A 21,846-nucleotide genomic window follows, 5' to 3' on the forward strand; every position below is an offset into this window, starting at 1 on the left:
GGTGCGGTTGGTGCTATGAATTTCTGATGCAAAAAACGCCGTTTCCGGGCGTTTACGCAAGGTTTCGTTACTCACAAATGATTTGGTCTTTGAACTCTACGTTGACGCGGTGGTACGTGTCCCAGCCCAAGACCGGAGGAATTTGACGGTAAAATACCATCAGTTTCGCAAATTTTTCCGAAATATTCTCCGGAAAGCCAAATTCTATTCGTTGGTCGCCTATCTGTTGGGTAAAGGAAACCTTGCCATTGGGACCAATAAACACCTCCGCTACCTGCGCCCGCCAGAACGGATGCTCATCAATATAGCGCAAAAACGTGAGGTATTGGCTCCCGGTGGAATCTTGGAAAAAGCCAGCTTGGAGCGGCCCGCCCCCCAGTCGGGAAATGGGCACCACGCGGGCCGTAAACAACGACGATAATGGCAGTTTCTTGCCCTCAGCATCGAGGTAACTATCCAGGCGGGTATCGGCGTGTACGAGGCGGGCAATCGGACGGTTTTGGCGCACATCGGCGTGCAAGTTGCCCGCTAGGTCGCGGTACACTTGAGCTTCTTTCACGAAGCTGTGCGCTTTCAAGCGGGCTTCCAGGGCTTTAAGGTCAAGGTCGTCGGGGTGGGCGCCCTCGAGTTGCTGGTTGCCATTGCGGGTCAACAAAGCCGTTACTTCCCGCTCACTGATGAAGTAGTTATTGAATTCGTTGCCGATGGTCACGATGACTTCGCCCACGGGGCGGCTGGCCTGCCGAATCCCGGCAAACACGGCCAGCCCCGAGAGGAGCACGAGGCACCCGGTGGCGAAAATCAGATTGTTGGCTTTACGCTTCAGCTCCATTCCAGCGAATATCTAAAATATTCCTTAGCCGTGGAACAAGCTGGTCAATATCTCCCGCTCCAACCGTGGCTAATACATCAAAATTATCGTCTATTTCGGCGGCAGCCAAGACTTGGGCTTTGGATTGTAACGACTTTTGCGGAGCCGTTATTTGGGACAAAATCAATTCGGAGGTCACACCCTCCAGCGGCAGTTCCCGGGCCGGGTAGATGTCGAGCATTACCACTTCATCGGCCAGGCTCAGACTTTCGGCAAAACCGGGCGCAAAGTCACGGGTACGGGTGAAGAGGTGGGGCTGGAAAATGGCCCGCAGCCGCTTGCCGGGGTACAGGGCCCGTAACGAACGAAGGAAGGCTTCTATTTCACGCGGGTGGTGGGCATAGTCATCCACATACACCTTTTCCCCCGCCGTAACGATGAACTCAAACCGGCGTTTTACGCCCCGATACGCCGCTACCGCCTGTTTCAACTGCTCTTCTCCTACCTGTTGTAGTTGAGCAACCATGCAGGCGGCCAGCATGTTTTCCACATTGTGGTAGCCTGGCACGGCCAGCTCCAACTGGTGCACGTCGCCGAGCGGGCCGTGCAGGTCGAAGCGGAACCGGTGCCCCTGGGCCGTGATGTGGTCGGCATACAGCTCTGGGCCCTGCTCGGGCGAGAGGCCGTAGCGAATAACCCGCACCCCGGCGGCCACTGACGCCGCAAGGCTCTGGTCAGCGGTGTGGTTGAGAATCAGGGTGCCACCGGGCTTGATCTGGGCCACAAACTGCCGAAACGACTCTACCAGCGCCTCCTTGTTGCCATAGATATCGAGGTGGTCGGCATCGGTGCTGGTCACAATGGCAATGTCGGGGTGCAGGGTCAGGAAGCTCCGGTCGTACTCATCGGCCTCCACTACCACGGGCGCATTGGCACTGCCGGGCTGAGCCAGCAACAGGTTTGACGCCAAGTTGACGGCAATGCCGCCCAGAAAAGCCGAGCAGTTGACGCCCGCGTGGTGCAGCAAGTGGGCTACCATGCTGCTAGTCGTGGTTTTGCCGTGGGTGCCAGCTACGGCAATGGTGTAGTGGCCGGCCGTGAGCAGGCCCAGCACCTGGCTTCGCTTGCGGATATCGTAGCCCTGCTCCCGCAGCCAGGCCCATTCCTGGTGGTCTTTGGGAATGGCCGGCGTGAGCACAACCAAGGTTTGTTCGCGGTTGGCGCGTATCTCGGCCGGAATGCTTGTCACAGCATCGTCATAATGTACCTGAATACCTTCGGCGGCCAGGGCTTCGGTCAGGGGCGTAGCCGTTTTGTCGTAACCACTTACCCGGTGGCCGTTGGCCTGAAACCAGCGCGCCAGGGCCGACATGCCGATGCCCCCAATACCCAGAAAATAGATGTTCGGAAATGCGGCTACGGGGTTCATACGCGGGCAATAAGGGCGAGAAGTTCATCCACAATCGTCTCGGTAGCGTGTGGGTAGGCCAGCTGGCTGGCATTGCGGCTCAACTCAAGCTGCCGGGCCGGGTCGTGCAACAGGCTGAGGGCCGTGTCGTAGAGTTGGGTGGCCGCCTCCGAATCGGCTACCAGCAAGGCCGCCGCCTTGTTCACCAGGGCCATGGCGTTCTTGGTCTGGTGGTCTTCCGCCACGTTGGGCGAAGGCACCAGAATGCTGGGCTTGCCCGTGAGGCAGAGCTCCGACACCGATAAGGCTCCGGCCCGGCTGATGACCACGTCGGCGGCGGCATAGGCCAGGTCCATGCGCTGCACGAACTCCAGGGCTTGCAGCTTGTCGGCCGCAAAGGGCGCGGCCTGCTCGGCGGCTTTGGGGTAGTAAAGCTTACCGGTTTGCCAGAGCAGTTGAATGCCGGCTTCCCGCAGCCGGGGCAGCGCCGCCGCCGTAGCCTCGTTCAGGGTTCGGGCACCTAAGCTCCCGCCAATCACTAACAGGGTCTTTTTTTCGGGGAAGAGGCCGAAAAACTGCAGGGCCTCGGCGCGGCGGCCGTTGGTAATTTCGGTGCGCACGGGGTTGCCGGTCAGCACGAGCTTGTCGGCGGGAAAGAATTTTTCCATGCCGTCGTAGGCCACGCAAATCCGGTTGACGCGGCGGCTGAGCAGCTTATTTACCAAGCCGGCGTAAGAATTCTGCTCCTGAATCAGGGCCGGAATACCGCGCGAGGTGGCTGCCAGCAGCACCGGGGCCGAGGCGTAGCCCCCCACGCCTACTACCGCGTCGGGCTTGAACTCCTGGAGCAGCTTACCGGCCTTGCGCACCGAGCGGAACACTTTGACGGGGAAGAGCAGGTTCTGCGGGGTCAGGCGGCGCTGCAGACCGGCAATATCGAGGCCTACGATGGTATAGCCCGCCTCGGGCACCCGCGTCATTTCCATCCGTCCATTGGCGCCCACAAACAGGATTTCCGCGTCGGGCTGACGGCGGCGCAGCTCGTTGGCAATGGCCACGGCCGGAAAGATATGCCCCCCCGTGCCCCCACCGCTGATAATTACACGGTATGGCCGGGGCTGGGCAGAGGCGTTGTAGGAGCTGGTAGTGGGCACTTTCAAGTGGTAAGTTGGTGAACTGGTGAATTGGTGAAGAAGATGCTGTAGCGCCGCCCCTTTCGGCAGCTCACGACTTCAGCATCTCACCATTTCGCCGCTAGGCGTAGGCCGTTTTCTTTGGAATGCGGATGGTATCCTCCGGCTCGCCGGTCATGGGGCGCACTTCCCGCTCCCCGCGGCTTACGCTCAGAATAATACCGATACTGATACCGGTAAATATGAGAGAGGTGCCGCCCATGCTCAGCAGCGGCAGCGGCAGACCGGTAATGGGCCCCAGCCCCACGGCGACGCCCATGTTGACCATGGCCTGCAAGACCAAGCTAAAGGCCAGCCCGGCCGAGAGCAGCCCGCCGAAAGCGCCATAGCTATTCATCACCGTTTTCAGCCCCCGATACAGGAAGGCCAGGTACAGAAACAGCACGAAGGCCCCACCGGCCAGCCCGTATTCCTCGATAATGACGGCGTAGATAAAGTCGGAATACGGGTGCGGCAGAATGTTACGCTCGGTGCTTTGGCCGGGCCCCTTGCCCGTGATGCCGCCCGTAGCAATGGCTATGTAGCTGTGCTCGAGCTGGAAGGGCACGGGCTTGCTCTTGTCGGTAAAGTTCTCGATGCGCGACTGTACCGTTTTGAAACGCTGCCCCGAAGCCAAACCAATACCCCCCACGAAAGCCCCAATGGCGACCATAACCGCCATTTGCTTGAGCGGTACGCGTCCAATGAACATAAGCAGCAGACACGTAGCAAACAGCAGCAGGGCCGTGGAGGCGTTGGTCAGGATGATGAGGCCGCAGATGATACCCACCCAAATCATTACGGGCAGCAGCGTGGTTTTGAAGTCATTGACGTGCTGCTGCCGCCGGCTCAGCATGCTGGCCAGGTGCGAAATCAGGGCCAGCTTGGCCAAGTCCGAGGGCTGAAAGGTTTGGTTGATAACCGGAATGGTCAGCCAGCGCGAGGCCTCGTTGATATTGGACCCCATAAAAAAGGTGAACAGCAACAGCGGCACCGAGATGAGCAGCGCGTAGAGCGACAGGCGCGAGTAGTACCGGTAGTCGATGCGGTGGGCCAGCCACATAAAGCCCAAGCCAACCACAATCAGGCTGGTGTGCTTGAAGAGGAAGTACTCCGTGTTGCCGCTCATCTTCTTGTAGGCCAGCGTGCCCGTGGCCGAGTACACCACCGCTATGCTGATCAGGGAAAACAGAATCACAATGGCCCAGAGAATCGGGTCACCTTTCAGATTCCGCTGCAGCCAGTTTTTTATCGGTTCCATCAGTGAAATGGTGAAGGGGTGAAATTGTGAAACAAAGAGTGCGTGAGTGGGCGCAACAGTCCCTTAGTAGCCCGACAAGTCCTTGACGGCCTGCGCGAACTGCCGGCCGCGGTCCTCGTAGTTTTTAAACAGGTCGAAGGAAGCGCAGCAGGGTGAGAGCAGCACCACGTCGCCGGGGGCGGCCAGCTCGGCCCCGCGGCGCACGGCCGTAGCCATGCTCTGGGTTTCTTCCAGGTGGGGCACCAGGCCGCCGAAGCTGGCTTTGAGCTTCTCGTTGTCCACACCCAGGCAAATCAGGGCCTTGACTTTGCTTTCGGCCAGGGGCAGCAGGCTGCTGTAGTCGTTGCCTTTGTCGGTACCGCCCGCAATCCAGATGATGGGCTGCTGAATCCCGTCGAGGGCAAACCAGGCCGCTTCGACGTTGGTGGCTTTGGAGTCGTTAATAAAGCGGGCTCCGCCTATTTCGCCCACGGGTTGCAGGCGGTGGTCGGCGTTGCGGAAAGTGGCCAGGCCGGCTTCAATCTGCGGCTCTGTTAAGCCCGCTACCCGGGCGCAGAGCACGGCAGCCAGGGTATTCTGGCGGTTGTGCTGGCCAATAAGCGGCGAATTGGCAATGCTGATTTCCTCGGGCTGCTCGTTCAGGCCCGGGGCTAGGTTGGTGCAGAGTTGGGTTTCGCCGGTGTAGTAGCCCGCCAGCTGATAGTCGGGGCGGTGGTGCAGGCTGAAGGGCAGCAGGTTGGGCCGGCTGAAGACAGAGGCAAACTCCCGCTGAATCACCTCGTCGTCGGCGTTGTAGATAAAGAACCCGCTGCTGTCCATGTTGCGGGTGATGCGCAGCTTAGATTGCGCGTATTTCTCCAGGGAGTAGTCGTAGCGGTCGAGGTGGTCGGGGGTGATGTTGAGCAGCACGGCCACCCAGGCGCGGAAGTCGTAGGTATCGTCGAGCTGAAAGCTGCTCAGCTCCACCACGTAGTACTCGTGCTGGTCCTCGATTACCTGCTCGGCCAGGCTGTAGCCCACGTTGCCGGCCAGACCTACTTTCAGACCGGCTTCCTTTAGCAAGTGGTAAGTTAGCAGCGTGGTGGTGGTTTTGCCGTTGGTGCCCGTGATGCAGATGCAGCGAGCCTGGGTGTAGCGCCCGGCCAGCTCGATTTCGGAAATCACCGGAATCTTCTTTTCCCGCAGGGCCTGAATAACGGGGGCCTTTTCGGGAATGCCGGGACTTTTCACCACCTCATCGGCCGTCAGGATTTCCTCCAGGGTGTGGGTGCCCTCCTCGAAGGGAATGCCGGCCGCCGTCAGCTTCTCCTTATAGATGGGCTGAATCGGGCTTTTGTCGGACACGAATACGGAAAAGCCTTTTGCCTGGGCCAATAATGCGGCCCCTACTCCACTTTCCGCAGCTCCGAGAATGACGATTTTAGTTGACATGAGAATTGAGAGCGTAGAGCGTAGAACTCAGATACGAGAAGCTAGCGGATCAAAAGTCTAAGTTCTAAGCTCTGACTTCTGAGTTCTAAAGTTTAGCGCAGCTTGAGCGTTACCAGGGTAAAAATGGCCAGCATGATGCCCACAATCCAGAAGCGCGACACGATTTTGGATTCGTGGTAGCCCAGCTTCTGGTAGTGGTGGTGCAGGGGCGACATGCGCAGTAAGCGGCGGCCTTCGCCGTACTTCTTACGAGTGTATTTGAAGTAGCCCACCTGCACCATGACCGAGAGGTTTTCAATCAGAAACACGCCGCAGAGCACCGGAATCAGGAGTTCCTTGCGGATGATAAGCGCCAGTACGGCAATGATGCCGCCGATGGCCAGGGAGCCGGTGTCGCCCATGAAAACCTGGGCCGGGTAGCTGTTGTACCACAAAAAGCCGATGCAGGCCCCCACGAAGGCTGTACAGAAGATTACCAGTTCCCCGGAGTTCGGAATGAACATGATGTCCAGGTAGTCGGCCAGAATGGAGTTGCCGCTCACAAAGGCCAGAATGGCCAGCGTCACGCCGATAATGGCCGACGTACCGGCCGCCAGCCCGTCGAGGCCGTCGGTGATGTTGGCGCCGTTGCTCACGGCCGTGATAATCAGGATGACAATGGGGATGTAGAGGAAGCTGTAGAGGCCGTTGAAGAAGGGGCCGGCGTAGGCAAACAGGTTGCCGTAGTTGAGCTCGTTGTTCTTGGCAAACGGAATGGTGGTAATCATCAGCTTCACATCCTGGTACACCGTACTGGCGTCTACGGCTGACAGCTGGCCGTTGGGCAGTAGGTACTGGCGCACGGTTACGTCGCTGCTGAAAAACAGAACCCAGCCCACCGTAATGCCCAGGCCAATCTGGCCCAGCACCTTGAAGCGGCCACTGAGGCCCTCTTTGTTTTTCTGGAACACCTTAATATAGTCGTCCAGAAAACCGATCAGGCCCAGCCACACGGTGCTAAGGAGCATGAGCACGATGTAGATATTGTCGAGCTTGGCAAACAGCAGCACCGGCACCAGAATGGCCAGCAGGATAATCAGGCCGCCCATCGTCGGGGTACCTTTCTTTTCCATCTGCCCCTGCAGGCCCAGATCCCGAATACTCTCGCCCACCTGTTTCATCTGCAGCACCCGGATCAGGCGGGCCCCGAAGAGCTGGGCAATGATAAGGGAGGTAATGACGGCCATGGCCGCCCGAAACGAGATAAACTGAAAAACGCCCGCGCCTGGCAGGTTGTAGTGCTTGTCGAGGAAGGTAAACAGGTAATAAAGCATTGGCGCGGGGGTCAGCGGGTCTCAGTTGGGGTTATTCCAAGCTGCAAAGGTTTGGCTTTTTTGGGGTTAGGCAACTGTTGCGTTTTTGCAGATTTTCTAGTAGACGGCAAGCAAAGGATTCTAATGCGCAGGGTTGATTTTCACTTTCCCAGCAGGTCAAACATTTCCTGCAGGACTTTTTTATCGTCAAAGTCATTCTTGACGCCCTTGATTTCCTGGTAATTTTCGTGGCCTTTGCCCGCTACCAGCACAATGTCGCCGGGCTGGGCCAGGGCTACGGCCGTTTTGATGGCCTCGCGCCGGTCGGCAATAGTGAGCACCTTGCCCAGATCGGCTACCTGCACGCCGGCCTGCATCTGCTGCAGAATCTCGTTGGGGTCTTCAAAGCGGGGGTTATCGGAGGTGAGCACCACCCGGCTGGAGCCCTGGCAGGCCAGGTTGGCCATAATCGGGCGCTTGGCCGCGTCGCGGTTGCCGCCGCAGCCCACTACCGTAATCACCTGCTGGCTGGGCTGGCGGATGTCGGCAATGGTATCGAGCACGTTTTCCAGCGCATCGGGCGTGTGGGCATAATCCACGATGCCGGTAATGCGCGTTTTTGGGGCCAGAATCGGCTCGAAGCGGCCGGGGGCCGAGGTCAGACCCGACAGCACCGTCAGCACTTCCGTGGCGTCTTCGCCCAGCAGCACCGCCGCGCCATACACGGCCAGCAGGTTGTAGGCATTGAAGACGCCGATAAGCCGGAACTGCACGTCGCGCCCGTCGATGTCGAGGTGTAGGCCGTGCACGGCATTTTCGATGAGCCGGGCCCGGAAGGTAGCCGGACCGCGCAGGGAATACGTTTCGCGGCGGGCGGCGGTGTTTTGCAGCATCACCGGGCCGCGCTTGTCGTCGGCATTGGTCAGGGCAAACGCCTTTTTGCCGAGGCTGTCAAAAAAGCCTTTTTTGGCCTTGAGGTAATTATCGAACGTGCCGTGGTAGTCGAGGTGGTCGTGGGTGAGGTTGGTAAACACGCCGCCGGCAAACTCCAACCCCGTCACGCGGTGCTGCACCACGGCGTGGGAGCTGACTTCCATAAACGTGTGGGTGCAACCAGCTTTCACCATCTGAGCCAGCAGCTCGTTGAGCCGGATGGCGTCGGGGGTGGTGTGGGTAGCCGGAATTACCTGCTCGTCAATCTGGTTTTGCACCGTGCTGAGCAGACCCACGTGGTAGCCTAGCTCCCGAAACAGCTTGTGCAGCACCGTGGCGCAGGTGGTTTTGCCGTTGGTACCCGTTACGCCCACTAGCTTGAGCTGCCGCGACGGATGCCCGTGGAAGGCAGCCGCCATGTAGGCCATGGCTTCGGCACTATCGGCCACCTGCACATAGGTGGTCGACTCAGCCGGCGCGGCGGGCAGCTGCTCGCACACCACCACGGAGGCGCCCTGCTCTACGGCTTTGGGAATGAACTGGTGGCCATCGGTTTGGGCACCGCGCAGGGCAAAAAACACCATACCCGGCTTGGCCTGCCGCGAGTCGAGCGTGAGGCCCTGCACCGCCACCTCAGCGGGACCAACGTGGGCCCGCACCGCTAGGCCGGTGAGCAAGAAGGAAAGCGAATGGGAAAGATTATCAGCGGAAGTCAAGCAAGGGGGGCGGCGCTAAACCGCGGTTTCAGGGTAATCAATACTGTTTCTGGCGTGGCCGGGCAAGGCGCCGTGCGCTAGGTTAGGCGCGGGGTTTGGCCGGCTCGGCGCGCTTCAGGCCGGGCTGCGTGAGGCGCTGCTGGGCCATGCGTTTGGCTTTCAACTGCTTGATGCGCTTGGCTTCGTCTAAGTCTACGGCCGTAATCAGCTTGTTTTCGGTGAGTTGAGTAGGTTCCGGGGCGGGCAAGGCTTTGGGAGCATCCGCCGACTTGGTCCCAATCGGAACCAGCTCCAGCGTTACGACGGTGCCCCGCCGGATACCGCTGCCCGCCGCTACCGACTGCTGCCGGACGCGGCCGGTGCCGAGGGCTTTTACGCGCAGGCCGCGGTTTTCGAGCAGAAACAGCGCGTCGCGCAGGGTCAGGCCCGTTACGTCGGGTACCCGGCCGGGGCGCACGGCCACCGGTTTCCAGTTCACGGCATTTACGTTCGAGTCGGCCCGATTCGCGCGCACCCAGTCGTCGCCGGAAGCCTGGGAATGGTTGCTCACGCCCAGTTTCTGGCACACCAGGGCCAGCTCATCCTGCAAGCCGGCCCGCACATAGGGCACTTTCGACTTGTTCGTTGGGGCCCGGGCCAGCAAGGGCCGCTGGCTGGCCATGTCGCGGGCCATGGCTTTGTCGGCCACCTCCCGAAAAATCGGGGCGGCTACCTGCGCCCCCGACCAGTTGGCTCCTTTGGGCGAATCGACCACTACAATGCAGCTGTACTTGGGGTTGTCGGCCGGGAAATAGCCGCAGAAGCTGGTGGAATACTGCTTGGTATACTGGCCGTTCTTGAACTTCCAGGCCGTCCCGGTTTTGCCGGCAATGGCATAGTCGGGCGTCTGAATGGCGCGGGCCGTACCGTTCTGCACCACGCCTTCCAGCATCTGGCGCAGCTTGCTCAGGGTTTCCTCCGAGCAGATCTTGGGAATCAGCACCTTGGTTTCGAAACGCTCCAGCACCTTATCAGCCTGCTTGATTTCCTTCACAATCATGGGCTGCACCTTCACACCGTCGTTGGCAATGGCGTTGTAGAAGGCCAAGGTCTGCAGGGGCGCCAGCTTCAGCTCGTAGCCGATACACATGGTGCTGAGTGAGGTGCGGCTCCACGACCGGTCGGTCGGGTCCTTGATGTAGGGCCGGGCCTCCCCCGCCATCTGAAAGCCCAGGGGCTTGTCGAGCCCGAAGCTTTTCAGATAGTCGGTGTACTTATTGGGATTGGCCGAAAAATGGTCGTTGATCAGCTTAGCTACCCCAATGTTGGACGAATTCTCAATAACCTGCTTCACCGACAGGCGCCCATAGGCGTGGGTATCGGTCTTGACGGCCCCCGCAATGCGCATCGAGCCCGTGCGGCCGGTATTCACGGTGTCGTCGAGCGACAGATCCTTGTTGTCTTCCAGCAAGGCCATCATCGAAGCCAGCTTGAAGGTAGAACCTGGCTCAGTCCGGCCCTGGTCGGCAATGGCGTAGTTGTAGTCTTCCCGGTACACGCCGTCGGCCACCTTGCCCAGGTTGGCCACGGCCTTGATTTCGCCGGTCTTCACCTCCATCAGAATCACGCAGCCGTACTGGGCGCTGTTATCAACCAACGACTTATACAAGGCATTTTCGGCCACGTCCTGCAGGTTGATATCCAGGGTGGTTTTCACGTCGTAGCCGGGCTGGGGCTTCACTTCCGTGCCGTCGTAAATGGGCTTGTTGCCGCCGGGCAGGCGCTCAAACAGGGCTTCCCCGTCTTTGCCGGCCAAGTGGCGGTTGTAGGTAAACTCCAGGCCGGCTCCGTTCTTGTCCTCGTTGAGGAAGCCGATAGTGCGCTGGGCCAGGCCCCCAAAAGGCCGGAATCGTTTATCAACCTTCTCGAAAATGACGCCGCCTTTGTTTTTGCCGGCCCGGAAAATGGGCCACTGAGCCAGCATTTTCTTTTCCTGGAAGTTGATCTGCCGCGAGTTCAGGCGCAGGTAGCGGGCCTTGGCCGCACGGGCATTCTTCAGCTTGCGGCGGTACTCCTCCGGGCTCCGGTCGCCGAAAAAGCGGGAGAGCATGAGGCCCAGCGAATCGACGCCACCCCGGAAGGTCTTGTCGTCGACTACGCTGGGGTCCCAGGCCACCCGGAAAAAGGGCAGCGAGGTAGCCATGATGCTTTCATTGTCGGAGTAAATGTTGCCGCGGGTGGCAAACACGGGCTGATACACAATGCGCCGCTCCTGCTCCAGGGCCCGCCATTTCTCGCCTTCCTTGAATTGGATGCGCGATACCTTCCACATGATGGCGGCCGAGAACAGGCAGACGCCCAGAAAGGCCAGCCGGACGCGGGTGACGATGGACTTTTTAACGCTTCCTTTCATGACCTTGAGGGGAAGAGTTGGTGGTTTTCTTCGTTGTGGGGTGCTCCGCGGCCGCCTCCACTGAGTCGGCCAGGGCCGTGGAGTCGGCGGCCGACAAAGCAGCCAGCGAATCGGCCGTCAAGACGGGCATGGCTTCCAGCTCGGCCTCATCGAGGCGGCCGGCGGGCACGGTGATGCGGAACGGCGGCGAGGAGCTTTCCACCAAGCCGTAGGCGGCCACCTTGCGGGCTACCTCACTCTGCTTGCTGGCTTCCATGTAGTCCGACTTCAGCGTGGTGTAGTCGGCGCGCAGGTCTTCGGTTTCCAGCTTCAGCTTCTGGATGCTGCGGTTCATGCGGTAGCCCCAGTGGGTGTTGCCGATATAAACCAGAATCAGAAACATGATGAACAGCACGTGGGGCAGAAACTGCACCGGCAGTCCTTCCCGGAAGATGCTGTCGACGCTGGTAAGCCGGTCGAGCAAAGAAAAGACGCTCCAGCTGCTGCGGGGAGCCGGTTTTTCGCGCTTGGGCGGCTTGGGCTTGGGCGCGGGCTCCGCTTCCGGCAGGGGCGCAGGCTCGGGAGTCGCCTGCGGGGGCGGCGTTACTTCCCGGGGCACATTGGCGCGGGGCGTATTAGCGACGGGTTTGAGGGTATTGATAGCCAAAATCTCGGGAGAGGAAAAGGAGGTTGGCGTGTGGTCTTACAGGGTCAACAGCACGGGAAGAGCGGCGCGGCGCGAAAATCCGGCCAGTTTGTAGTTCACTCGTCGCGGCGCACCGCAATGCGCAGCTTGGCCGAGCGGGCCCGGCTGTTGAGCGCTATTTCTTCGGCCGTGGCTTCCACGGGTTTGCGCGTGAGCACCTCGAAAGGGGTGTGCGTGTGGCCAAAGAGGTCTTTTTCGGCTTCGCCGAAGAATTTGCCTTTGGCCATGAAGTTCTTCACCAGCCGATCTTCCAGGGAATGGTAGGACATTACGACCAGCCGCCCGCCGGGGCGGAGCACCTGTGCTGTCTGTTGCAGCATCTCCTGCAGCGCGGCCATTTCGTCGTTTACCTCAATGCGCAAGGCCTGGAATACCTGGGCCAGATACTTGTTTTCCTTGCCCCGGGGTGTGCATGGGGCAATGGCCTTTTTCAGGGCCCCAATGGTGTGGATTTCCTGCCCGCGCCGCGCCGCCGCCAGCGTATGGGCCAAGGTGCGGGCGTTGGTTACTTCCCCGTACATGCCAAAAATGCGGTGCAGCTCGGCCTCGGAGTAGCCATTCACGATGTCGGCAGCGGTTTGCTCGCCCTCGGGGTCCATGCGCATGTCCAGCGGGCCCTCGAAGCGGGTGCTGAAGCCTCGTTCCGGCGTGTCAAACTGGTGCGACGACACGCCCAGGTCGGCCAGCAGGCCATCCACGGGCAACGCCCCGCGCTGCTCCAGCTCGGCGTGCAGGTCGCGAAAGTTGGCCCGGATAAAGGTAAACTGGGGCCGGGCCAGCTGGCCGGCCTCCCGCTCAGCATCGGCATCTTGGTCGAAGCTGTAGAGATGGCCGCTGGTCAGGCGCTCCAGGATGCGGGCTGAGTGGCCGCCGCCGCCAAAGGTCACATCCACATAGCGGCCTTCGGGGCGCAGATCCAGCGCGTCGAGACACTCGGCCAGCATGACGGGCCGGTGGTAGGCAGTATCGTTCTGGTAGTCGGGGCTCATGCGGCAAGGGGGCCGCTGGCGGGCGGTGTGTCGGTGGATAAAAATTTCTGAGCCAGCTTCGAAAAGCTCTGCTGGTCTTTGATGAGGAACTCGTCGTACTTCTCCGGGTCCCAGATTTCGCAGCGGTTGCCCAGGCCCACGATAATGGCTTCCTTCTCGATGCCGGAATAGCGCAGCATGGTCCGGGGCAGCATAAAGCGCCCAATATTGTCGAGCTCGACTTCCGTCATGCCCCGGAAAAAGTTGCGCTGAAACTGCCGGTACTCCTCATTAAACTCATCCAGGGCCATCACCTTGTCGTGAATCACGCGCCAGGATTCGCGCGGGTACAGCACCAGGCAGGGCTCGAAGCCCCGTACCAGCACCAGCTGGTTGCCCGAGGCTTCCGGCAGATTACCCTTCACTTTGGCGGGCAGCACCAAGCGCCCTTTCGGGTCCAGCTTGCACTCATATTCGCCAGAGAGGAGGTTCATAAATGCCAGGGGTGCCGATGAGGCGTGGGAATGGGATGATAGCAAAAGTACGCAATGCCCCGGAAAAGGCAACCACGATTTACCATTTTCTACCACTACGCAAAAGGGCGTTTTTGGGCTGATTAAACAGGTTTTTATTCCAAGCCGCTGGTTGCAGTGGGAAGAAGTGGTAGAAATAAACCTGACTTTTGCCATAATGGCAGGCGGGAACCTCCGGCCTTTCGCCGGACCCTGGCCGCTTTTCACTCCTGCGGCTTAGCAAGAAGCGCTGGTCCTGACGACGGATACTGGGCAAGCACCTCTGCGGTTCTCTTCGTATCTTTACAGCTGTGAAATGCTCTCTGCTACAGCGGTTCTTCAGCGGGTTTATGGCCCTGCTCGTGCTCACCACTTCGGTGGGGCTCACGGTGCAGTCGCATACCTGCCGCAGCAGTGGGCACCGCACGGCCGCTATCATTTTCAGTGCGCCTCAGCACAACTGCCCGCCCCCAGCCGAAGCCGAGCAGCCAACCTTTCACCAGCCCGCCGGCCAAGCCCAGGTAAAGCAAGCCTGCTGCGATTTTGGCACGCACTTGCACAAGCTCACCGCGGCAACTCCGAGCCTGGAGCAAACCAAGCTACTGGTGCCGAATTTTCTTTTGGCATGGCTGCCCCCGCTGGTACGGCCAGAGCTGGTGCTAGCGGCCTGGTTGTCGCGGCCGGCCCTGTGGCACGCCAGCAACTCCTCCCCGCCCCCACGTGCCGGGCGGGCTATGCTGGCCTTTGTTTGCACCTGGCAAGTTTAGAATTTCTTCCACGAGAGGCGCTGGGGCAACCTGCGCCGGTTTTTCTACGAGAAGAGTTCTAAACCACTGACATTATGCAGCCTTCTTTAGGGCAACGCTTTTCCGCGGTACTGGGTCTGGTGCTGAGCAGCGCGGTAGCCTGTGCTCAAACTACTGTTGTTCCGCCCGTGCAGGGCCAGATTACGGACGCCACGGGCAGTTCCCCGTTGCCGGGTGCCGTAGTGCGCTGGCTAGCAGCAGCCACTACCAGCGCCACCACCGACGGCACCGGCAAATTTACCCTGGTACGCCCGGCTCACGGTGCGGCCAGCCGCTTGGTCGTCAGCGCCCTTGGCTACCAAGCCGATACCCTGACTATCGGGGCCACCGACCAGGCTTTCGTGCGCGTGGCCCTGCGCCGCTCCGTGGCGCTGGGGGAAGTGAAAATTGAGGAAAGAGCCCCGGCCTACTCCTCCCTGACGCCCACCAACACCCAGGTCATCACCACCCGCGACCTAACCAAGTCGGCGTGCTGCAACCTGGCCGAAAGCTTCGAAACCAATGCTGCCGTCGAAGTGTCGACCACCGACGCCGTATCGGGAGCCAAGCAGATTCAGTTGCTGGGCCTCGATGGAGCCTACTCCCTGCTGACGGTGGATAACCTGCCGGCCCTGCGCGGCCTCTCCACTCCCTACCGCCTCAGCTACTTGTCGGGCACCTGGATTGAGGGCATCGACATTATCAAAGGCATGGGCTCGGTCGTGAATGGCTACGAAAGCATTTCGGGCCAGGTAAACGTACGTTTGAAAGAGCCCGACAAAGCCGAGCGTCTCCTGTTCAATGCGTATGGCAACGATTTGGGTAAGTTCGACCTGAACCTGAATCTGTCCGCCCCCCTGAGCAAAAAGCTGAGCACAGCCCTGCTGCTGCACTCCGACCACCTGGGCCGCCGCGTGGACCGCAACCAGGACGGCTTCCTGGATTTACCCCTGGCCACCCAGTACAACCTGTTCAATAAATGGAAGTACAAATCAGAGAAGGGACTGGTAGCGGAAGTAGGCTTGGGGGCCCTGCGTGAAACCCGGGAAGGCGGCCAGGTGAATTTTCGGCCGGATCAGCCCCGCAATTTCTACGGCACGACCCTGGCCACGGACCGCTACACGGGCTTTGCCAAAACGTCTTATACCTGGCCGGGCCGCCCCTACCAAAGCCTGGGCCTGCTTCTGAGCGGCACCAGCCACATCTTCGACTCCCAGTACGGTATTCGCAGCTACGATGGCGCCCAGCGCACGGGCCTGGCTACGCTGTTGTTCCAAAGCGTGCTGGGCACCACGGCCCACACCTACCGGCTCGGGCTGAGTTACCTACACGACAACTACGAAGAGGTCTACAAGGATGGCTTTATCTATCCCGCCGAGTCAGTGCAGGAACGGTATGAGCGTGAGCACCGTAACCGCTACGAACGGGTGCCCGGCGCCTTTGCCGAGTATACGTATCAGAACGCCCGTAACCTGACGCTGGTTGGGGGCCTGCGCCTGGATCGGCACAACCTCTACAGCTGGGTGCTGACGCCGCGCCTCAACGTCAAATACGATGTAACGCCCAACACTGTGTTGCGCCTGGCTACCGGGACGGGCTTTCGGACTGCCAACCCGATTGCCGAAAACTCGGGCATGCTGGTCAGTTCCCGGGAGTTTGTGTTGGCCGACAACCTGCGCCCCGAGCGGGCCTGGAACGCCGGTGGTAGCTTCACGCAGTATTTTACCGTGGCCGGCCACCCGGCCACCTTTGTGGCCGACTACTACCACACCGAGTTTCAGAACCAAGTGGTAGCCGATGCCTACTCGGCCCCCACGGTGTTGCAGATTGGCAACCTGGAGCCGGGCGGCCGCTCTTTCTCGCGCAGCTTCCAGACGGAGGTGCAGGTTGAGCCCGTGAAAGGGCTACAGGCCAAAGCCGCGTATAAATACCTGGATGTACGCACCACGTACGCCGGAGAATTGCTCCCCAAGGCCCTGACGCCACGACACCGCCTGTTTGCCAACGTCGGGTACGCTACGGCCTTCGACAAGTGGCGGGGCGACCTGACGCTGCAGTGGTTTGGGCAGCGCCCCTTGGCCCACAACCCCGGCAGCCACCACGAGCATGGCGCGGGCGCGGCCCCAACTACCCTGAACTATGCGCCGCGCTACGCCCTGCTCAACTCCCAAGTGACGCGGGCTTTCAAGCGGCTCGAAGTGTACATTGGCGTCGAAAACTTAACCGATTACCGGCAGCCCGATCCCATTGCCGGGGCCTCCTCCCCCTTCGGACCCGGCTTCGATGCGGCCATGGTCTGGGGCCCCACCTACGGGCGCCTTACCTACGCGGGCCTGCGGTTCAAAATTGACTAGCAAATCGTACTTCTTCCGGCAAGCTCTTTGTTACGGAAGCATCCCCGCAGAACCTTACTGACTTTCCCTGTTTATTTCCCCTGTATGAACTCTTTCAAATCATTCTGGCTGGCGGCTCTGCTGCTGGTGTCTGCCCAGTTTACGTTCGCTCAGACGGCGCCGACGGCCAAGCCTAGTGCCAAGGGCGCAACCGAGCAGTTTCAGATCAAGACATCGGCGGTGTGCGACATGTGTAAAGCCCGGCTGGAAAAAGCCATGGCCTACGAAAAGGGCGTTCAGGAAGCCCATCTGGACGTTCCGAGCCAAGTGCTGACTGTGTCGTACCGCCCCGATAAAACCACCCCGGCTACGCTGCGCACGGCCGTGCAGCGCACCGGCTACGATGCCGACGACCAAACGGCCGAAGCCCGCGCCTACGAGCGGCTCCCGGACTGCTGCAAGAAAACCAACAAAGTGCACTCCGACACCGGCCACAAGTAGCCTCCGTCGAGGGTTTATTGTCTATACCCAAAGCCTACCCTGCATGGGTAGGCTTTTTTTGTTCTTGGGCGTTTGCTCTAACTCAGGCGTGAGCACCGGGGGCTAATTGCACATCAAATTCCAGGACCGCGCTGAAAGCAAGGGGCCGCGTGAGGCGGCGGCGGTTGGTGCCCGATATTTCCAGGGTGAAATAGTCGGCTCGTAAGTATTCCAGCAGGTTGGGGTGGCCTTGGGCTTCCATGACTATGCTGGTGGGGTGCACGTGCCGGCTAGCAAAAGCAGCAATGGATACTTTACGGCCATTGGCGGTCAGAAAGCAATTGCCACTTTCCAGGGCTGCCAGGGTCGGAGTGCCTCTTCCAATACCTTGGTTGGGTTCGGGGTGCCACTCCAGACGTACAGAACGCAAAATGACGGCTATTACTCCGGGCCGGGTTAGGCTGGAAAGACACGGCAGGGTGCTGGGCAGCGTGGCTTCACACAAGTAGATCAAGTCCATGCCCGGATCAATGCGCAGGTTTATGGCCCGGGTATTCAGTCCGAAAGCCGAGCGAAGCGACTTTCGTAGTCCTTGGTGATTGGCGATAGTAAGCTCAATCCCCAGCACTACGGGCGGCAGGACCGCGCTGGTAGGACGAGTAAAGCGTTTCATAGGAAGTAGGTGTGTTGGTAGGAGCAAGCATTGCGGACAAAAGAATAGGCAGAACCGAAATAGATAAGACGCAGGCGCTATCCCGAACAAAAGATATGTAAACCCATTAATGCCAACTCCTTAAAGTAGAGCAGTACTTGCCAAAAGTAGACCGAAGCTAGGCTTTGCTCTGCCCAATATTGATTTCTTCTTATAATTAATAGCACAAATCAATTTAAACTATCTATATTCACCCACTCCCTATCAGAACTCTGTGCTCTATGAAGATTAGCTGTTTGCTGCTCGACGATGATCCACTGGTACTGGATCTGCTGCAAGCGTATGTAGCCATGACCGATGTGCTCGATGTGAAAGCGGCTTTTACCGATCCGCTGGATGCACACCGCTATCTGCTGCAACACGACGTGCAGGTGCTGTTTTCGGACGTCACCATGCCCCACCTGAGCGGCCTGGATTTGGTACGTTCCCTGCAACATCCGCCTCTGGTCGTACTGATGACTTCCTACCCGCAGTACGCCATGGAAGGCTTCAACCTGGATGTAATTGACTTCCTATTAAAGCCTATTTCGCTCGACCGGTTCTTAAAGGCGGTCAATAAGATAGCGGGCATCTTGCGTACCAGCATGGTTGATAATGATGGTAACCAAGATATTCTGTCGGGTTGGGGCTCGTTTTTCATCCGTACCGATGCACAATTTGTGCGTTTGCACTACCGCGAAGTTCTCTACATCGAGGCTCTGAAAGACTTTACCAAGATCAATACGGCCGACGGCCGGACCCACCTTACGCTCGTCAACCTTAAGAATATTGAGGAACAACTGCCCCCCGGTCTGTTCGTGCGGACCCACCGCTCCTACCTGGTAAACACGGCCCGCATTGAGGCCGTCAGCAACCTGGAAGTACGGGTAGGAGGCCACGCCTTGCCGCTCGGCCAAACCTACCGGGAACGGGTAACGGAGCGAATTGTTAACCGCTCCCTTATTCGGCGGCAGCAGCCTCAGTAGCGCGGACGGCCGGTATTTCGGTCAGGCTACCAACTGCGGCCGGCAGCGTGAACGTGAAAGTAGTGCCTTGCCCCTGCTCACTGATGAAGGACAGCTGCCCACCGTTGCGCTCCACAAAATCCTTGCAGAGCTGCAACCCCAGACCCGTACCTTTTTCGCGGGCGGTACCCAGCGTCGAAAAGGCCCCATCCTGCCCAAACACCTTATCGTGCGCTGCGGCCGGAATACCCACCCCGGTATCCTGAATAGCTATTGCCCACATGGCACCCTGCCGGGCAGCACTTACTGTTACCCGTCCCCCTTCGGGAGTAAATTTAAGCGCGTTGCCCAGCAGGTTGCGCAGCACGAGCCGGACCATATTTATATCGGCCCGAACCTGCAGGGGCACAGGAAGCTGGTTCAGCAGCTGAATCCCTTTCCGCTCAGCATCCGCTAGCAGCAGGGCTACCGCCTCCTCCGTCAATACATCAAGGCGAAGGCGCTCGGGCCGAATTTTATCGTCACGGATCTGAGCAGCCGACCAGTTTAGCAGGTTGTCGAGCAAAAGCAACGTATTGTTTAGCCCACGCGTAAGCCGGGCCGAGTGCAGCGCCAACCGCTCGGGTGGTAAAGCGCCCATGTTCAGCAGATTAAGCAGCGCGTACAGAGAACTCAGAGGACTACGGAGGTCGTGAGAAATCACAGAAAACAGCGTATCCTTCGTCCGGTTCAGCCGTCCCAGTTCCTCTTTTTGCCGGTTGATGGCCGTATTCTTTCGTTCCAGCAGCCGGTTGATACGCTGCTGCTGCTGGCGCCCCCGGTAGAGCCCGGCCACAATAATGAGCAGCAGCAATGCTCCGGTTGCCAAAGCGTTACGCAGCAGCTTTTGCCGACGCAGAATTGCATCCTGGATCTGCCGATCTTTAGTCAGCAGCTGTATTTCCCGCTCTTTTTTCTCGGTTTCGTAGCGGGTGCGTAGTTCCGCAACCTGAGCCGAGCGCTCATCGGCAAAGAGGCTGTCCTGCAACTCGGCAAAGTGGGTCGTAGCCTCTAGAGCCTGCTTATAGTTGCCCGTGCGCCGGTACAGAGAAGCCAACGATTTGTAAATGACATTCAACTGAGCTTTCGAGCCCCCACGCCGGGCAATGGGTAGGCTGCGCAGCAGGGTTTGCTCAGTTGCCGCCCAGTGCCCCAGCGAATCATGCGTGGCCGCCAGCAGCTGGTAAAGATTGGCTTGCTGGACCGGCGCCGCTGCCACCGGATGTAGCTGCACGGCGCGGCGAAAACTATTGAGGGCCGCCTCATCATTGCCCAGCGTCAGATACACGCGGCCCATCCCCGCTAGGCTCTCACTTTGTCTTATGCTATCCGTCTTGCCCGCCGTTTGCAGGGCTTGGTGCAAGTAAAACAACGCCCGACTAAAATGCCGCTGCTGGTGGTATACGTTGCCAATAGCCGTCAGAGTGGAGGCTACCCGGGCCGAGTCGTGGGAGTGCTGCCATGTTTGCAGCGCCCGGGCTTGACTGGCCAGAGCCTGCGCCCATTTACCTTGTTGGGAGTACAAATTTCCTAGCCTTTCCTGCACTTGAGCCGCTTTAGTGGCTTGTTGCAACTGCCCAAAGCTCTGCAGCGCGGCCTGATACGCTTGCCGAGCCTGCCCTGTGTCGCCCTGACTAAGTAAGGCGCCGCCCAAATAAAACAAGTCGACCCCAACATGCTGCCGGTTACGCAACTGCCGGTGTAGTTGCAGGGCCCGCCGGAAATGCCGGACCGCACGGTTGTAATGACGCAACTCCTGGTGAGCAGACGCTATAATTCGGTGCCCCAGCGCTTGGTTGTGTATTCTTGCTGGACGGCTGGCCTGCTGCAACAAACGCTGTCCATACTGGAGCCGGGCTTCTGGATTGAGCGGCACAGGCCGGTTTGCTAAAGCCAATTCCCCTTGCCCGACTTGCCAGGGCGGAGTTTGCTCGCGAACAACTTCAGTGGCAGGTCTAGCACTGGCCTCCATACCTGCGGCCACAACTAGCCCCAGCGCAAGTAAGACTTTCCTGTAAAGCTGTAAAAAACGCGTCATGGCTGATAGCAGAGCTCAACGACAGTTAGAGCTGCTTGAATATAGCCACATTCCGGGTTTAAATTTACTTAATTCCGCATTTTATCGGCCCGCCTTCACCCATGCTCCTTGGTTCGCCACAAGCGCCACCAAGGCAGATAGGGCTGATCGTGGTGCTCATAGTGGTAGCCAAAAAAGTAACAACTCACAAAGGCCCAGACGTGGTGGCGTATCTGCGTGCGCGACTTATGCTGATTATCGGAGGCGTGCTCGCCCCGATGAGGCAGGTACGTACCAAAAAAGAACAGCTGCACAGTAGCTAACACGGCCGGCACCATCCAAAAAGCAATAACATTGGCTACGGGGAAAGCCTGTTTTAACAGGTTGTAGGTAAGGGCCATCAACCCAATCTGCCACCAAGTCACGTAATTAAGAGCAAACCGAAGCAGCCAAGGCAAGAACCCCTGGTGCTTACCATCGTGAAAATCCGGGTCGGCCTCAGTAGCAACGTGCCGGTGATGCTGGTGGTGGCGTGGTAGCAGTCTTGGGTACCAGTTGTAAGCAAACAGAAAAGCGACTACCGTTCCCAACACTGTGTTTACCCGTTTGTTGGAACTCACCACGCCATGCATAGCGTCATGAGCCGTGATAAACAACCCGGTATACAAGTGAGTTTGCACCAACACCAGTAGATATGGCCAGGGGGTTTGCCAATCGGGTCGGTAAAACCCCAGCAAAAAAACAAGCAAACCAGCCCAGGTAAGCAGAATGCCCAAAGCAATAACTACCCCGGTATGCCCAAGGGGGGCTGGTAGCACCCGTTTAGAAACAGGAATAGCTTGTTGCGCAGTTTGGACCATAGAAGAAGGTAATTTCCTGAACTATTGCCACAGAAATGGTAGCTACTGTTTGCGGTACGACACTCCGATAGAAAGCAGTTCGTCGGTACATTCTT

Annotated in this window: 18 protein-coding genes; 4 read left to right on the forward strand and 14 right to left on the reverse strand. The window is 59.1% G+C overall.

Annotated elements, in window-relative coordinates:
• Positions 1 to 67: 67 nt before the first annotated feature.
• The 11 genes from E5K02_RS08585 to mraZ form a co-directional block, all read right to left on the reverse strand.
• Positions 68 to 832 carry a cell division protein FtsQ/DivIB gene (locus tag E5K02_RS08585; protein WP_135394002.1) on the reverse strand — a complete coding sequence of 255 codons (765 nt, stop codon included), beginning with the start codon at positions 830 to 832 and terminating at the stop codon, positions 68 to 70.
• Positions 816 to 2,240 (reverse strand): UDP-N-acetylmuramate--L-alanine ligase, encoded by a 1,425-nt coding sequence (gene murC / locus E5K02_RS08590; protein WP_135394004.1) that lies wholly within the window; start codon positions 2,238 to 2,240, stop codon positions 816 to 818. The genes E5K02_RS08585 and murC overlap by 17 nt, the downstream gene beginning before the upstream one ends.
• Complete coding sequence (gene murG, locus E5K02_RS08595) at positions 2,237 to 3,379, reverse strand: undecaprenyldiphospho-muramoylpentapeptide beta-N-acetylglucosaminyltransferase (RefSeq protein ID WP_240737204.1); 1,143 nt, start codon at positions 3,377 to 3,379, stop codon at positions 2,237 to 2,239. Before murG ends, murC begins: the two co-directional genes overlap by 4 nt.
• 94 nt (positions 3,380 to 3,473) lie before the next feature.
• Positions 3,474 to 4,652 carry an FtsW/RodA/SpoVE family cell cycle protein gene (locus E5K02_RS08600; protein ID WP_135394008.1) on the reverse strand — a complete coding sequence of 393 codons (1,179 nt, stop codon included), beginning with the start codon at positions 4,650 to 4,652 and terminating at the stop codon, positions 3,474 to 3,476.
• Between the two features lie 63 nt (positions 4,653 to 4,715).
• The gene (gene murD, locus E5K02_RS08605) at positions 4,716 to 6,083 is read right to left on the reverse strand and encodes a UDP-N-acetylmuramoyl-L-alanine--D-glutamate ligase (RefSeq protein ID WP_135394010.1); all 1,368 of its coding nucleotides are present in this window, start codon (positions 6,081 to 6,083) and stop codon (positions 4,716 to 4,718) included.
• Between the two features lie 92 nt (positions 6,084 to 6,175).
• Positions 6,176 to 7,396 (reverse strand): phospho-N-acetylmuramoyl-pentapeptide-transferase, encoded by a 1,221-nt coding sequence (gene mraY / locus E5K02_RS08610; RefSeq protein WP_135394012.1) that lies wholly within the window; start codon positions 7,394 to 7,396, stop codon positions 6,176 to 6,178.
• Positions 7,397 to 7,536: 140 nt separating this feature from the next.
• Positions 7,537 to 8,985 (reverse strand): UDP-N-acetylmuramoyl-L-alanyl-D-glutamate--2,6-diaminopimelate ligase, encoded by a 1,449-nt coding sequence (locus E5K02_RS08615; RefSeq protein ID WP_135394014.1) that lies wholly within the window; start codon positions 8,983 to 8,985, stop codon positions 7,537 to 7,539.
• 121 nt (positions 8,986 to 9,106) lie between these two features.
• Complete coding sequence (locus E5K02_RS08620; RefSeq protein ID WP_135394016.1) at positions 9,107 to 11,416, reverse strand: penicillin-binding protein; 2,310 nt, start codon at positions 11,414 to 11,416, stop codon at positions 9,107 to 9,109.
• Positions 11,400 to 12,062, reverse strand: coding sequence for an FtsL-like putative cell division protein (locus tag E5K02_RS25755; protein ID WP_206025930.1), 663 nt, complete (start codon positions 12,060 to 12,062; stop codon positions 11,400 to 11,402). Before E5K02_RS25755 ends, E5K02_RS08620 begins: the two co-directional genes overlap by 17 nt.
• 95 nt (positions 12,063 to 12,157) lie before the next feature.
• The gene (rsmH, locus tag E5K02_RS08630; protein ID WP_135394018.1) at positions 12,158 to 13,090 is read right to left on the reverse strand and encodes a 16S rRNA (cytosine(1402)-N(4))-methyltransferase RsmH; all 933 of its coding nucleotides are present in this window, start codon (positions 13,088 to 13,090) and stop codon (positions 12,158 to 12,160) included.
• Positions 13,087 to 13,563, reverse strand: a complete 477-nt coding sequence (mraZ, locus tag E5K02_RS08635; protein ID WP_135394020.1) for a division/cell wall cluster transcriptional repressor MraZ — start codon at positions 13,561 to 13,563, stop codon at positions 13,087 to 13,089. The genes rsmH and mraZ overlap by 4 nt, the downstream gene beginning before the upstream one ends.
• Before the next feature lie 329 nt (positions 13,564 to 13,892).
• Here mraZ and E5K02_RS08640 point away from each other — a divergent pair, with 329 nt between their 5' ends.
• The 3 genes from E5K02_RS08640 (at position 13,893) to E5K02_RS08650 (ending at position 17,200) form a co-directional block, all read left to right on the forward strand.
• Positions 13,893 to 14,348 carry a hypothetical protein gene (locus E5K02_RS08640; protein WP_135394022.1) on the forward strand — a complete coding sequence of 152 codons (456 nt, stop codon included), beginning with the start codon at positions 13,893 to 13,895 and terminating at the stop codon, positions 14,346 to 14,348.
• 74 nt (positions 14,349 to 14,422) lie between these two features.
• Positions 14,423 to 16,720, forward strand: a complete 2,298-nt coding sequence (locus E5K02_RS08645) for a TonB-dependent receptor (RefSeq protein ID WP_135394024.1) — start codon at positions 14,423 to 14,425, stop codon at positions 16,718 to 16,720.
• A gap of 84 nt (positions 16,721 to 16,804) precedes the next feature.
• Entirely contained in the window at positions 16,805 to 17,200 is a 396-nt protein-coding gene (locus tag E5K02_RS08650) for a heavy-metal-associated domain-containing protein (protein ID WP_135394026.1), read from the forward strand.
• A gap of 82 nt (positions 17,201 to 17,282) precedes the next feature.
• On the opposite strand, the gene E5K02_RS08655 is transcribed toward E5K02_RS08650, so the two are convergent.
• On the reverse strand, positions 17,283 to 17,852 hold the full coding sequence (locus E5K02_RS08655) for a hypothetical protein (protein ID WP_135394028.1): 570 nt from the start codon (positions 17,850 to 17,852) through the stop codon (positions 17,283 to 17,285).
• A 260-nt stretch (positions 17,853 to 18,112) separates the two neighbouring features.
• Here E5K02_RS08655 and E5K02_RS08660 point away from each other — a divergent pair, with 260 nt between their 5' ends.
• A complete protein-coding gene (locus E5K02_RS08660; RefSeq protein ID WP_135394030.1) occupies positions 18,113 to 18,856 on the forward strand; it encodes a LytR/AlgR family response regulator transcription factor in 744 nt (247 codons plus the stop codon).
• On the opposite strand, the gene E5K02_RS08665 is transcribed toward E5K02_RS08660, so the two are convergent.
• Together E5K02_RS08665 and E5K02_RS08670 are read right to left on the reverse strand one after the other, a co-directional pair.
• The gene (locus E5K02_RS08665) at positions 18,831 to 20,912 is read right to left on the reverse strand and encodes an ATP-binding protein (RefSeq protein ID WP_135394032.1); all 2,082 of its coding nucleotides are present in this window, start codon (positions 20,910 to 20,912) and stop codon (positions 18,831 to 18,833) included. The two genes, E5K02_RS08660 and E5K02_RS08665, sit on opposite strands and share 26 nt — an antisense overlap.
• 95 nt (positions 20,913 to 21,007) lie before the next feature.
• Complete coding sequence (locus tag E5K02_RS08670) at positions 21,008 to 21,751, reverse strand: fatty acid desaturase (protein WP_135394034.1); 744 nt, start codon at positions 21,749 to 21,751, stop codon at positions 21,008 to 21,010.
• Positions 21,752 to 21,846 lie beyond the last annotated feature (95 nt).

The sequence above is a fragment of the Hymenobacter metallicola genome, assembly GCF_004745645.1.
GTDB classification, from domain to species: domain Bacteria; phylum Bacteroidota; class Bacteroidia; order Cytophagales; family Hymenobacteraceae; genus Hymenobacter; species Hymenobacter metallicola.

What these genes read in the sequence shown, in the direction of transcription:
- E5K02_RS08655 (WP_135394028.1), bottom strand. Translation starts at nt 17,852, where the DNA reads ATGAAACGCTTTACTCGTCCTACCAGCGCGGTCCTGCCGCCCGTAGTG.
- E5K02_RS08600 (WP_135394008.1), bottom strand. Translation starts at nt 4,652, where the DNA reads ATGGAACCGATAAAAAACTGGCTGCAGCGGAATCTGAAAGGTGACCCG.
- mraY (WP_135394012.1), bottom strand. Translation starts at nt 7,396, where the DNA reads ATGCTTTATTACCTGTTTACCTTCCTCGACAAGCACTACAACCTGCCA.
- E5K02_RS08620 (WP_135394016.1), bottom strand. Translation starts at nt 11,416, where the DNA reads ATGAAAGGAAGCGTTAAAAAGTCCATCGTCACCCGCGTCCGGCTGGCC.
- rsmH (WP_135394018.1), bottom strand. Translation starts at nt 13,090, where the DNA reads ATGAGCCCCGACTACCAGAACGATACTGCCTACCACCGGCCCGTCATG.
- E5K02_RS08650 (WP_135394026.1), top strand. Translation starts at nt 16,805, where the DNA reads ATGAACTCTTTCAAATCATTCTGGCTGGCGGCTCTGCTGCTGGTGTCT.
- E5K02_RS08585 (WP_135394002.1), bottom strand. Translation starts at nt 832, where the DNA reads ATGGAGCTGAAGCGTAAAGCCAACAATCTGATTTTCGCCACCGGGTGC.
- E5K02_RS08670 (WP_135394034.1), bottom strand. Translation starts at nt 21,751, where the DNA reads ATGGTCCAAACTGCGCAACAAGCTATTCCTGTTTCTAAACGGGTGCTA.
- mraZ (WP_135394020.1), bottom strand. Translation starts at nt 13,563, where the DNA reads ATGAACCTCCTCTCTGGCGAATATGAGTGCAAGCTGGACCCGAAAGGG.
- E5K02_RS08665 (WP_135394032.1), bottom strand. Translation starts at nt 20,912, where the DNA reads ATGACGCGTTTTTTACAGCTTTACAGGAAAGTCTTACTTGCGCTGGGG.
- murC (WP_135394004.1), bottom strand. Translation starts at nt 2,240, where the DNA reads ATGAACCCCGTAGCCGCATTTCCGAACATCTATTTTCTGGGTATTGGG.
- murD (WP_135394010.1), bottom strand. Translation starts at nt 6,083, where the DNA reads ATGTCAACTAAAATCGTCATTCTCGGAGCTGCGGAAAGTGGAGTAGGG.
- E5K02_RS08660 (WP_135394030.1), top strand. Translation starts at nt 18,113, where the DNA reads ATGAAGATTAGCTGTTTGCTGCTCGACGATGATCCACTGGTACTGGAT.
- E5K02_RS08645 (WP_135394024.1), top strand. Translation starts at nt 14,423, where the DNA reads ATGCAGCCTTCTTTAGGGCAACGCTTTTCCGCGGTACTGGGTCTGGTG.